At 69.7% G+C, this 12,802-nt stretch carries 8 protein-coding genes; 4 read left to right on the top strand and 4 right to left on the bottom strand.

The window, feature by feature from the left end; translation table 11 throughout:
- Positions 1–33: 33 nt before the first annotated feature.
- Positions 34–3,597, bottom strand: a complete 3,564-nt coding sequence (locus ON43_RS03700; protein ID WP_040803549.1) for a non-ribosomal peptide synthetase — start codon at positions 3,595–3,597, stop codon at positions 34–36.
- A gap of 76 nt (positions 3,598–3,673) precedes the next feature.
- Between ON43_RS03700 and ON43_RS03695 the strand changes: the two genes are divergently transcribed.
- Both ON43_RS03695 and ON43_RS03690 read left to right on the top strand, forming a co-directional pair.
- Positions 3,674–5,290: a (2,3-dihydroxybenzoyl)adenylate synthase gene (locus ON43_RS03695; RefSeq protein ID WP_040803547.1), complete on the top strand. Its 1,617-nt coding sequence runs from the start codon at positions 3,674–3,676 to the stop codon at positions 5,288–5,290.
- 23 nt (positions 5,291–5,313) lie between these two features.
- Positions 5,314–6,183 carry an oxidoreductase gene (locus tag ON43_RS03690; protein ID WP_040803545.1) on the top strand — a complete coding sequence of 290 codons (870 nt, stop codon included), beginning with the start codon at positions 5,314–5,316 and terminating at the stop codon, positions 6,181–6,183.
- A 112-nt stretch (positions 6,184–6,295) separates the two neighbouring features.
- Here the strand turns inward: ON43_RS03690 and ON43_RS03685 are convergent, their stop codons facing one another.
- Complete coding sequence (locus ON43_RS03685; protein WP_086007882.1) at positions 6,296–7,678, bottom strand: salicylate synthase; 1,383 nt, start codon at positions 7,676–7,678, stop codon at positions 6,296–6,298.
- A gap of 161 nt (positions 7,679–7,839) precedes the next feature.
- Here ON43_RS03685 and ON43_RS03680 point away from each other — a divergent pair, with 161 nt between their 5' ends.
- Both ON43_RS03680 and ON43_RS03675 read left to right on the top strand, forming a co-directional pair.
- The gene (locus tag ON43_RS03680; RefSeq protein ID WP_040803541.1) at positions 7,840–10,209 is read left to right on the top strand and encodes a glycerol-3-phosphate 1-O-acyltransferase; all 2,370 of its coding nucleotides are present in this window, start codon (positions 7,840–7,842) and stop codon (positions 10,207–10,209) included.
- The gene (locus tag ON43_RS03675) at positions 10,206–11,723 is read left to right on the top strand and encodes an HAD-IB family hydrolase (RefSeq protein WP_306304955.1); all 1,518 of its coding nucleotides are present in this window, start codon (positions 10,206–10,208) and stop codon (positions 11,721–11,723) included. The genes ON43_RS03680 and ON43_RS03675 overlap by 4 nt, the downstream gene beginning before the upstream one ends.
- Here the strand turns inward: ON43_RS03675 and ON43_RS03670 are convergent, their stop codons facing one another.
- Positions 11,724–12,425, bottom strand: coding sequence for a polyprenol monophosphomannose synthase (locus tag ON43_RS03670; RefSeq protein ID WP_040803578.1), 702 nt, complete (start codon positions 12,423–12,425; stop codon positions 11,724–11,726).
- Positions 12,426–12,551: 126 nt separating this feature from the next.
- The gene (locus tag ON43_RS45460; RefSeq protein ID WP_167333406.1) at positions 12,552–12,719 is read right to left on the bottom strand and encodes a hypothetical protein; all 168 of its coding nucleotides are present in this window, start codon (positions 12,717–12,719) and stop codon (positions 12,552–12,554) included.
- Positions 12,720–12,802: the final 83 nt, after the last annotated feature.

Here is a 12,802-nt window from a genome sequence, read left to right as displayed (position 1 = left end):
CGCCCTGCGAAAAGGGCGCGGGGATCGCGCTTTTCAGGACAGGGCGAGAATCTCGTCGTCGGACATGGCGGCCACCTCCAGGTAGAGGCGCGCCACCTCGTCGAGGCGACCGGCGGTCCCGGCCCGCTGCTCACGCTCGAGCAGGCGTCGGCTCAGACCCTCGACGGTGCGGGCCGCGAAGAAGTCCGCCACCACGGTGTCCGGGGAATCCAGCCAGTCCCGCACCCGCGCGATGACGGCGGTGGCGAGGACCGAATCGCCGCCGAGCGCGAAGAAGTCGTCGGTCACGCCGAGCCGCTCCCGGCCCAGTACGGTGGCCACGATATCGGCGACGGCACGCTCGACATCGCCTCGGGGAGCGACGAATTCGGTGTCACCCTCGCCGTCGGACAGCAGCGCCGCGATGGCCTTGCGGTCGGGTTTGCCGTTCGAGGTGAAGGGCAGTTCGGCGAGCAGTTCGATCCGGCCGGGAATCATGTAGCCGGGCAACAGGTCCGCGGCGGCGTCCAGCAGCGCGGGCACCTCCAGGGTGACGCCGTCGTCGGCCACCACCACGGCCGCGAGTTTCGGTGCGGCCGAACCGATCACGGCGGCAATGGCGTGCCGCACCCCGGGCAGGGCGCGCAGGGCGCTTTCCACCTCCCCGAGTTCCACCCGGTAGCCGCGGATCTTGACCTGATGGTCGGCCCGCCCCAGGAACTCCAGGCACCCGTCCGGCAGATACCGCGCGAGATCACCGGTGCGATACCAGCGCAGGCCCTCGTGCGTGACGAAGCGGTCCGCCGTGCGCTCGGCATCGCCGCGATACCCGGCCGCCACGCCCGCGCCGCCGATCCACAGCTCGCCGGTCACCCAGTCCGGGCAGTCCTGCCCCGACGGACCGACCACCCGGCAGCGCACATTGCGCAGCGGCGTCCCGTACGGAACGGCCGACCACGCCTGCGGCACTTCGGCATTCACCACCTCGCAGATAGTGGAGTGGATGGCCGTCTCGGTCGCGCCACCCAGTCCCGCGAACCGGCAGTCCGGGGCCACCGCGGCCAGCCGGCCGGGCAGCGCCACATCGACCCAGTCGCCGCCGAGAATGACCATCCGCAAACTGTCCACAGGCTTCCCGGCCGCCGCCTCCAGCAGCATGTCCAGCAGGCTGGGAACGCAGTTCACCACCGAAATCCGGTGCCGCCGAATCATTTCGATCCACCGGCCCGGTTCGCCGCGCTGTCCCTCATCCAGCGCGACGACCGCACCCCCGGCACTCCACATGCCGAAGATGTCGTACACGGAAAGGTCGAACTCCAAGGCCGACAGCGCAAGTGCTCGATCCGCCACCCCGATCCCGAACCGCTCGTTCAGATCATCGATGGTGTTCATGGCCGCCCGATGCGGCACCTCCACACCCTTCGGCTTACCGGTCGACCCCGACGTGAACAGCACATAGGCAATGGCCTCCGGATCCGGAATCACGGCCTCCGCCAACGGTTCCGGATGAACTCGGGCCGCACTCAACGCCAGCGTCGGCACCTCGGGCACCTCGGCACCCGCCGTCAGCGCGGCCACTACCGCACCGGTCCGCAAAATCTCCGCCCGCCGCGCCGCGGGCTGATCGAACCCGATCGGCACATACACCCCACTGGCCGCCAGCACACCCGCGATAGCCACGGCCTGATCTGGCCCCTTCGGCAACTGCACGGCGACCGCGTCTCCTGGGCGAACCCCCGCGGCCCGCAGCGCACCTGCGACCGCGAGCGCGCTGTCGGCCACTTCGCGATAGCTGAGCGCGGCGGTGGTTTCGTCACCTTCCTCCCAGATGAGTGCGGGCGCGTCCGGATTCTCGGCGGCGAAGTCGAACAGCCCGCTGTGCAGCGCCCGCCCGCTCACCGGCCCGTCGGTCGCGTTCACCTGGGTGCGAATCACGGCCTGTTCCAGCGGGATTCGCACCGCTGCCTCCGCGTCCCACCCGGCGTCCCCGGCCGAAGCCGACGGCTCCGCGCCGTCATCGAGGCCGGCGAGCCGCAGCACGGCATCGATGTAGCGGGTGAACATGGTCTCGACCATGTCGGCGGGGAAGGCATCGGAGCGGACGTCCCAGTTCAGCAGGATGCCGCCGCGAACCTCGGTGACCTGGGCGTCCAAAAGCACCTGCGGACCTTGGGAAATGATCCAGACCGGATCGCCGAAGGTCTCGGTGACCTGCTCGGCGAAGAGCTCGCCGAGGTTGATGGCGCTGGTGTAGACGATCGGCGCCAACACCGGTTCGCCGCGCAGCCTGCCGAGGTCGCGCAGCACCTCGAGCCCGGTGTAGCCGGAATACGCTCCGGCGGCATGCAATTCGCGCTGCAGGGCGCGGGCCCGCTCGGTGACGGTGGCGGGCTCGGTCACGTCGACCTCGAGCAACACCGAGGAGGTGAAGTCGCCGACCACCCCGTCCACCCGCGGATGCACCGGTTCCCGGTGGAACAGCGGCAGATTCAGCAGGAATCGGCGCTGACTCGACCAGCCACCGATGGTCTCCGCGAACACCGAGGCCAATGCCATGGCCGGGGTGACACCCCGAGCGTGGGCGGCAGCGAACATGCGCGTCTTGGCCTCCGGCGACAACCAGCGGTGCAGCCGGACGGTCCGCGCCACCCGATCGTCCGGCTCCGAGCCGACGCCGACCTCGGAGGCGCGCGGCAGCTCGGGCGCGCCCGGAAGATCCGCGAGCCGCTGCTGCCACCACTCCCGATGCACGTCATGTTCCGGCGCGGGACCCGAATGTTCGGCGAGATACTCCCGGAAGGTGTAGTCCTGCACCGGCAGCTGCTCACCGTGGTAGAGCCGAGCGAGATCGGCCACCAGGATTCGGTAGCTCATGGCATCGGCCGCGAGCATGTCCACATCCAGGTGCAGGCGGGTTCGGCCGCCCGGCAGCAGGGTCAGCGAGACATCGATGACCTGCCCCTCCTCGACCGCCATCAGCTGGTGGGTCCGCTTGTCCCGCAAGACTTCCAGCGCGGTCTCGAGCGTGGCGGCATCGGCCGTGCGCAAGTCGGTGACGCTCCAAACCTCGCGGCCCGGCCGCGCCAGGGTCTGCTGCGTACCGTCGGGCAGGAAGCGGGTGCGCAGCATTGGATGCCGCTGTACAAGCGCCTCGACCGCCGCACCGAGCCGCTCCGGATCGACTCCGGCCCCGTCGAATTCGACGTAGAGGTGCGCCGCGACGGCACCCAGCTGCTGGCTATTGGAGCGGCCGATCCAATACGCGTGCTGCATCGGCGCGAGCGCGAAGGGCTCGTCGTCATCGAGATCGACCGCGGCACCCGTCTCGACCTGGACCGAATCATCAGGCGTGATCGCGTGATCCGCCGCGCCCGAGCCGCCGAGCAGGCGGTGCCAGGCGTCCAGGGTCGGTTCGGCGGCGAGCTGGGCGAAGTTCACGGCGAGGCCGCGTTTGCGCCAGGAGCCCGCGAGTTTCATGGTGCGGATGGAGTCGAGGCCGAGCTGGATGAGGTCGTCGTGATCGCCGATGTCGGCCGCGTCGAGGCCGAGGTGGTCGGCGATGGCGGTGCGAATCTCGGCGCGGGCTAGGGCGGCCGACGGTCCCTGAGATGACTCCATGGGCAGCAGCGTAACCGATTGAGATAGGGTTGCCTAACCTATGAAAGGCCACCCTTACTAGCCAGAGGTCAGAGCTGTGACACCGACCGAAAATACCGCCACGGACCATCGCGACGGCTTCGTCCCGTTCCCCGCCGACCTCGCCCGGCAGTACCGCGAGGCCGGGTACTGGGCGGACCGCCCGCTGGGCGAACTCCTGCGCGACGCCGCTCGGCAGTGGCCCGAACGCCCGGCTCTTCTCGGCGACTCCCCTTCCACCTACGCCGAACTCGACCACGCCGCCGACCGCATGGCGCACGGCTTCCTGCGCCTGGGCATCCACCCCGGCGACCGGGTGGTGGTCCAGCTGCCCAACACCCCCACATTCATTCCGGTTCTGTTCGGCCTGTTGCGCGCCGGCATCATCCCGGTCCTCACCCTCCCGGCCCACCGCCGCGCCGAGATCGAGCATCTGACAAGGCTTTCCGGCGCGGTCGCCTACCTGATCGCCGACCGCCTCGGCGACTTCGACTACCGCACGCTGGCCACCGAGGTGCGCGCGAGCGTCCCGGCCCTGCGGCACGTGCTGGTGCTCGGCGACCCCGGCCCCCACACCGACCTGAATTCGATTGCCGCCGACGGCGATTCCCTGCCCGAGGTCGACGCGACCGATATCGCGCTCATGCTGGTCTCCGGCGGCACCACCGGCCTGCCCAAGCTGATCGCCCGCACCCACGACGACTACACCTACAACGCCAAGGCCAGCGCCGAGGTCTGCGAGCTCGGCCCCGAGGACGTCTACCTCGCGACACTCCCTGTCGCCCACAACTTCCCGCTGGCCTGCCCCGGCGTGCTCGGCACCGTCGCCACCGGCGGAGCCATGGCGTTCGTGACCGATCCCAGCCCGGAGAGCGCCTTCGCCGCCATCGAACGGCATCGGGTCACCGTGACCGCCGTGGTGCCGCCGCTGGCCCAATTGTGGTGCGCGGCGGTCGAATGGGAGGACGCCGACCTGTCGTCGCTGCGCCTGCTGCAGGTCGGCGGCGCGAAGCTGGCCGAGGTGAACGCCCGCGATGTCGCGCCCACCCTGAACGTACGCCTGCAGCAGGTGTTCGGCATGGCCGAGGGCCTGCTCAACTACACCCGCGCCGAGGACTCCGACGACCTGGTGTGCACCACACAGGGCCGTCCGCTCTCCCCCGCCGATGAGGTCCGCGTCGTCGACGAGCACGGCCACGACGTCCCCGACGGCGAGGAGGGCGAACTCCTCACCCGCGGCCCGTACACGCTGCGCGGCTATTACCGTGCGCCCGAGCACAATGCGCGCGCCTTCACCCCCGACGGCTACTACCGCAGCGGCGACCTGGTGCGCCGCCTGCCCAGCGGGCATCTGATCGTCTCCGGCCGCATCAAGGACGTCATCAATCGCGGCGGCGAGAACATCTCCTGCGACGAGCTCGAGGAGCATCTGCTCGCCTACCCGGGCGTCCGGCACGCCGCCGCGGTCGGGCTGCCCGATCCGGCGCTGGGCGAGAAGGTCGGCGTGGTGCTGGTGACCACCGGCGAGCTGCCGTCGCTGCCGGACGTCAAGAGCTTCCTCACCGAGCGCGGCCTGGCCACCTACAAGCTCCCGGATGTGTTGCGGCAGGCCGACTTCCTGCCGGTCACGGCCGTGGGCAAGATCGACAAGAAGGCCCTCGCCGCACGCATCTGACCATCCCGTCATAGAGTTCATCTATGGGCGGGTGGAACACAGCGGACATGCCGGACCAGTCCGGCCGGATCATCATCGTCACCGGGGCCACCAGCGGCCTGGGCGAGGCCACCGCGCGCGCCCTGGCCGCCGCCGGGGCGCAGGTGATCATGGCCTGCCGCAATGAGATCAAGGCGCAGGCGGTGGCCCGGACCATGCCGGGCGACGTGCAGATCCGGCAGCTGGATCTGGCCGACCTGGCCTCGGTGCGGGCCTTCGCCGACTCCGTCGAGCGGGCCGATGTGCTGATCAACAATGCGGGCGTGATGGCGGTGCCCAAGCGCAAGACCGCCGACGGCTTCGAATTGCAGATCGGCACCAACTATCTCGGCCACTTCGCGCTGACCGGCCTACTGCTGGACCGGATTTCGCAGCGGGTGGTCAATACCTCCAGCATCACCCACTTCATCGGCCGCATCGACCTCGAGGACCTGAACTGGGAGCGGCGCGCCTACTCCCGCTTCGGCGCGTACGCGCAATCCAAGCTGGCGCTGCTGCTGTTCACCTACGAACTGCAGCGGCGGCTCACGGTGGCCGGTTCACCCAAGCTGTCGGTGGCGGCGCATCCGGGATACGCGGCCACCGAGATCAGCTCCGAGACCCAGAACCTGCTGGAGCAGATCGTCAGCCTCGGCAATCGCCTGGTCGCGCAGAGCGCCGAGATGGGCGCGCTGCCAACGCTGTACGCGGCCACCGCCGACGCCGAGCCCGGCGGCTACTACGGCCCGGACCGGTTCAACTGGCGCGGCAATCCGACCAAGGTGGGTTCCACCGCCGCCTCCCACGACGAGAAAACCGCCCGGCAGCTCTGGGAGCTGTCCGAGCGGTTGACCGGCGTGGAGTTCCGCGTCTGACCCCACGCCGGAGCTCCGCCCCGTCATTCCGGCGCGCTTTTGGCCGGAATCCACCCGGCTGCGGTGGATCCCGGCCAAAAGCATGCCGGGATGACCTGGGATGGTTCGCCTCTCAGGCCCGCACCACGTACGGCGCGACGCTGCCCAGCTTCTCGCAGGTCTCCTCAAATTCGCGCTCCGGCCGGGACTGCCCGACCACGCCCGCGCCCGCGCGCAGCCACGCGCCCGCGCCGGTCTGGTAGACCGCGCGCAGCACCAGCGTCGCCTCCAGCTCACCGTCCGGCGAAACCGTCACCACCGCACCGGAATACAGCCCGCGCGGATCGTGGTCGAGCCGGAAGACCGCGTCCACGCCCTCGGCCTTGGGGATGCCGGAGGCGGTCACGGACGGGAACAGCGTCTCGAGCGCGTCCCACGGGCTGCGGTCGGCGGCCAGCGTCCCGCGCACGGTGGAGGCCAGATGCTGCACACTGCCGCGCTCGCGCACCGCCATAAAATCTGACACCGCGGTGGTGTCCGGCTCTGCCACGGCCGCGATCTCCGCGAACGAGGTCTGCACCGAGATGGCATGCTCGACAATCTCTTTCGGATCGCGGACCAGTTCGGCGCGGGCCGCGAGATCGATATCGTCGCCGCGGCCGAAGGCGCGCGTCCCGGCCAGCGGCTCGGTGGTGACCACGCGATCGCGGTCCACCGACGCCACCAGCTCCGGGCTGAAGCCCGCCGCCTCCAGCCCGCCCAGCCGCAGCAGGAACGAGCGCGCGGGCGTGTTGTGCAGGCGGCCCAGCCGGTAGGTGGCCGGAATGTTCACCGCGAAGGGCAGATCCACCTTCCGCGACAGGATCACCTTCTGGTACTTGCCCGCGCCGATCTCGGCCACCCCGGCGGCGACCCGGTCCCGGTATCCGGTCGGATCCACGGTGACGTCCACCGGATGCGCGACCGGCGGCGCGGTCCGCTGCGCGGCCGCGATCAGCGCGTGGATGTCCCCGGTCTCGGCGGGCGTCGCGCCCGACACCCGCACCCCGGTGGCGTCGATGCGCACCTCGATGCGCGGAATCATCAAGTGCGCCAGCGTCGCCCGTGGGTGCACGTGCCCGGTCGCCCCCAGCGACCACGCGCAGAACTCGAATCCGATCCAGCCGTAGGCATTCCGGCCGTCGAGCGGCAGCCCGGCCAGTGCGGCGTCGACGGCCTGGGCGGGACTCCCGTCCCACGCCCCGGCCGTGGCGCGCCCGTCCCAGCTCACCCGCAGCTCATTCGCGTCGAGCTCGACCCCGCCCAGCGGGTCGGCGGCGAATACCCATTCGCCGGGCTTCTCGTAGACCACATATTCCCCGAACCGATCCGCCGCCGCGAGTGCGGAGACCGCCGCGACCGGATCGGTGACGTGCTCGCCCCACCGCTGCTCCCCCTCGAGTCGTACGCGTTCGTCAGCGACCGACACCAGACCTCCAAGGTTATGCTTACCTAAGTTGATGAGTGAGGTTAGCATTACCTTCCTCGGTGTGGGGAGCGCTCATCCGCGACCTCGGTCACGCGCGACTTCCGCCGCCGCGAAACCCCGGCTCCGACCGGCGAATTGCCCGACCTTCCGCCCCGGTGGTCGGGTTTGGGCTTCAATGGAGCTCAGCGGCTCATGCGGAGGGAACAAAGATGCTCGATCATGACAGCCGGCTCCCCGAAGCCGCGCTCACCGCACCGCAGTCCGTGGTCGCCCTAGTCGACGCCGCCTCCCCCGTGGAGCGCGAACTCATCGGGCACTGGCTCGCCGAGGGCGGCATCACCCAGGAGTTCGGCACCTCCGCCCCCGTCACCCAGCTCGATCTCGATCCCGCCGCGGTCACCGATCGCCTGGTCGGTCGCAGCGACGATCCGCTGGTGGTGCCGGTGCGGGTGCTGTGGCTGCCGCCGGAGCGAGACGGCGTGCGGCGCACCACCTTCAGCGATCTGATCACCCTCTCGAATCCGCGCAAACCGCATCGGCTCATGCAGCGCCGCCTGCTCAGCAAGGCCCCCGACCGGCACCTGGTGCTGACCGGGCAGCCCGCCCGGCTCAGCGAGCTGCGCGCCAACAATCCCGGATCCGCCACCGTCCCCGACGCGTTCGGCCGCGCCATCGTGCGCGCGGGCATCGTGGCCCTGGAACGCGCCGAGCGCGCCGTCATCGGCGACCGGTACAAGGTGCCGCGGCTGGTGGTCGAGGAGATCCTCGACTCGCCGGAGTTCCTGCGGCGGCTCGACGGCATCGCCGAGAAGGCCGGGCTGCCCCAGCGCGAGGTGTACCGCCGCGCCGAGAAGGGCCTGCGCGAACTCGTCGCCGCCCAGTCCCGGCTGGTGTCGGACCTGTTCACCCAGGCCATGCGCCCCGTGCACGCCTCCACCTGGAAGGTCGACTCCGACGAGACCGGCCTGGACCGGCTGCGCACCCTGAACCGGCGCTACCCGCTGGTCTTCCTGCCCTCGCACCGCTCCTACGTGGACGCCTTCGTGCTCGGGGACATCCTGGCGCGCAACGACTTTCCGCCCAACCATGTGGTCGGCGGGGCCAACCTCAAGTTCTGGCCGATCGGTCCCATCGCGCGCCGCACCGGAACCGTGTTCATCCGCAGAAGTTTCGGCGACGACGAGGTCTACAAGGCCGTCGTCGAGGAGTACTTCGCCTACCTGCTGGCCAAGCGCTTCAACCTGGAGTGGTACTTCGAGGGCGGCCGCACCCGCACCGGCAAGCTCCGCCCGCCCCGCTACGGGCTGCTGAATTACCTTGCGGCGGCACTGCGTTCGAAGCGCATCGACGACGTCATGCTGGTGCCGGTCTCCATCACCTACGAGCGGCTCAACGAGATCGGGGCCATCGCCGACGAGCAGACCGGCGGCAGCAAACAGGCCGAGGGCCTGGCCTGGCTGGCCCGCTACGTGCGCAACCAGCAGCACTCCGCCGGGCACGTGTACGTGCGCTTCGGCACCCCGCTCTCGGCGCGCGAACGGCTTGCCGTGCACGGGGATCCGCTGGCGCCGCACCCGAATCCGGCCCCCGAGGAACTGGTCGAACTCGAGCACAAGGCGGTGCAGCGGCTGGCCTTCGAGGTCGCCGTCGGCATCAACGACGTCACGCCGGTGACCGTCAACGCCCTCACCACCCTGGTGTTGCTGGGCGTGCACGAGCGCGCCCTCACCCGCAACGAATTGCGCGCGGCCATCGCCCCGGTGATCGGCTACCTCGAGCGCCGGGATCTGCCGCGCGGCGAACTCGCCACGCTGCGTGACGATCACGGGCTCGCGGTGGTGCTCGAACAGCTCGCCTTCGCCAAGGTGGTGACCGTGTACCGCGGCGGGCTGGAACCGGTGTACGCCATCAATGCCGGGGCCCACCTCGAAGCCGCGTTCTACCGCAACAGCGCCGTGCACTGGTTCGTCAATCGCGCCATCCTCGAGCTGGCCGTGCTCACCGCGGTCGAGGCGCCCGAGGGCGATCAGCTGCGCGTCGGCTGGGAGGCCGCCTACCGGCTGCGGGACCTGCTCAAGTTCGAGTTCTTCTTCCCCGAGCGCGCCGAGTTCACCAGTCAGCTCACCGCGGAGATGCTGCTGGTGGATCCCGAATGGCACCGCCGCACCGCCGCGGGCACCGTCGGGACCGACATCCTGGCCCGCCTGGCCGATTCCGGGTTCATGATGGCGCACCGCGTACTGCGCTCCTTCTTCGATGCCCAACTCGTGGTCGCCGAGCGGCTGGCCGCCCGCGACCCGGTGCTGGAGGTCGACCGGAAGGCGTTCGTGGACGAATGCCTGCACGTCGGCAAGCAGATGCTGCTGCAGCAGCGCCTGCACAGCCCCGAATCGGTGTCCTCCGAATTGTTCGGCAGCGCACTCAAACTCGCCGACAACCACGGGCTGCTCAGCACCACCGAGGACCCCGCCGAGCTGGCCGCGCGCCGCGTCCGCTTCGCCGGTGAGCTGCGTGCCATCGGCGCGCGCATCTCCCGCGCCGCCACCCTCGATCCCTCCAACCGGCTGGAAGCGCTGTGACGCACCGGGTCCGGGGACTCGCGGCGGGCAGACCCAGCCTGCCGTTGCGGCCCGGCGTCGGCGTCACCCAACGACCGGTCGGCGCAATGGATCTCGCCGCCGCCCTGGAGGCCGTGCGGACCGGGCCGCAGGGGCCGCGCATCGCCGCCGTCTTCGACTTCGGCGGCACCGTGGTGCACGGCTTCAATCCGCCGCCCCTCGCCCGCCGCCTGGTGCGGCGCAGCAGCACCGAGGGCGCGCTCACCGCGAGCCTGCTGGGCAGCATTCGCGGGGCCCGCAGCGAGGGCGAATACGAGCGGTTCCTGCAGAACGCCATGTACAGCTGGGCGGGCGTACCCGAGGCCGACCTCGAGCGGCTCGGCCGGGAGATCTTCGCGCACAGCGTGTACGGGCACATCTACCCCGAGGCCTGGCGGCTGGTCCGCGAGCACGAGGCCGCCGGGCACACCCTGGTGCTGGTCAGCTCCGTCACCTGCTACCAGGTGCGGCCGGTGGCCGACGAACTCGGCATTCCGAACGTGCTGTGCACCGCCATGGCCGTGCAGGACGGCGTGCTGACCGGGCATGTGGAGGGAAAGCCGCTGTGGCGCAACGGCAAAGCCGACGCCGTCCGCCGCTTCGCCATCGCACACGACCTGGATCTCACGCAGAGCTGGGCCTATGCCGACAGCGCCGCCGACCTGCCGCTGTTGCAGACCGCCGGGCATCCGGTGGCGGTGAACCCGGACCCGCGAGTGGTGCTGGAGGCGGCCGAAAAGGATTGGCCGGTCCTGCATTTCCGGCCCCGGCAGTCGCCCAAGGCCACCGACTACGCCCGCACCCTGGCCGGATTCACCGGTCTGCTCGGGGGCGCGCTGGTCGGCATCGCCGCCAAGGCGCACACGAAACAGCGCCGCCAGATGGCGGATTCGATGATGACCTATGCCGCGGATTCGACCCTGCGCGGCACCGGGGTGAAGGTCCGCGTGGTCGGGGCCGAGCACACCCGCGCCCCGCGCCCGGCGGTGTTCATCTTCAATCACCAGAGCCAGTTCGACATCGTGGTACTGGCCGAGGTGCTGGGCACCGGATTCACCGGCATCGCCAAGCGGGAGGTCACCAAGAACCCGGTCTTCGGTCCCCTCATGCGATTCGTGGAGGTGACCTTCATCGACCGCGCGAACACGGTGGCCGCCAAGGCCGCCCTGGAACCGGTGGTCGAAACCCTGCGCGGCGGACTGTCGGTGGTGATCGCCCCCGAGGGCACCCGCTCGCTCACCCCGCGCGTCGGCTCCTTCAAGAAGGGCGCGTTCCACATCGCCATCCAGGCCGGAGTGCCGATCATTCCGGTGGTGATCCGCAATGCCGGTGAAATCGCCTGGCGCAATTCGGCGGTCGTGCGCAAGGGCGTCGTGGACGTGGCGGTGCTACCGCCGATCGATGTCAGCGGCTGGGATCCAGCCGATATGGATGCCGAGGTGGAGGGTGTCCGTCAGTTGTTCGTGGACACCCTGCTCCACTGGCCGAAAGAATGATCAGACAGCGCGACCGAACAGCAGCTTCCACGGCATGGCCGCGGACTCCAGCTGCACCTTCAGGCTCATCTTGGACGCGCCCAGGGTGCGCTCCTCGAAGCGGATCGGCACCTCCGCGATGGTGATGCCCTTCTTGACCGTCCGGTAGTTCATCTCCACCTGGAACGAGTAGCCGTTCGACTTGATCGAGGCCACGTCGATGGCGCGCAGCGTATCCGCCTTCCACGCCTTGAATCCGGCGGTGGCGTCCTTGACGCCCAGGCGCAGAATCATGTTCACGTAGAAGTTGGCCCAGGCCGAGAGCGCCTTGCGGTACCACTTCCACTCCGCGGCGGTGGAACCACCGGGGACATAACGGGATCCGAGCACGACGCCGGCGTCGGTGGTCTCCAGCTTCTCCAGCATGGCCGGAATGACCTCGGCCGGATGCGACAGGTCGGCGTCCATCTGGATGACGACGTCCGCACCCTCGTCCAGCGCCTTGGTGATGCCCGCGATGTACGCGCGGCCCAGGCCGTCCTTCTCCGTCCGGTGCAGCACGCTCACCACGTTCGGCAGGTCGGCGGCCAGCTTGTCGGCCACCTCACCGGTGCCGTCGGGCGAATTGTCGTCCACCACCAGCACGTGCAGGTCGGCCACCGGTAGCGCGGTCAGCCGCTCCACCGCCACCGGCAGGTTCTCCCGCTCGTTGTAGGTCGGCACCACCACGGTGACCTTCAAGGTTTACCCTCCCGCTTGGTCGTTTTCTGGCACCCGAAACCGTACCTGGTCCACCTGAGCGCCTCGTGAGCGCACCGAGCAGGCGCGCTCACCCCCATCACCCAGGCGTCAGGAGTCTTCTTGGTCCGAACGCCTATTTCGTTCCCGCACAATATCCAACGCCCGCTCGGCTGTCGCCTTGTCGGGGTAGGGGCCCATGCGCTCCGCGAACCAATGCTGCTTCCCCTGCTCGGCCCGATGATGCTTGAGGCAGTAGTACCACTGATCGTCAGCCATGAATCCAGCATGGCACCAAGATCAGAAGGAGCGTCCCGGAAATGCCGAAAGACCCCGTCCGATGGACGGGGTCTTTCAGAACT

The sequence above is a fragment of the Nocardia concava NBRC 100430 genome (assembly GCF_000308815.1).
Taxonomy (GTDB): Bacteria; Actinomycetota; Actinomycetes; order Mycobacteriales; family Mycobacteriaceae; genus Nocardia; species Nocardia concava.
The sequence above is the reverse complement of the archived record's forward strand: the minus strand, read 5'-3'. Positions and strand labels throughout refer to the sequence as shown.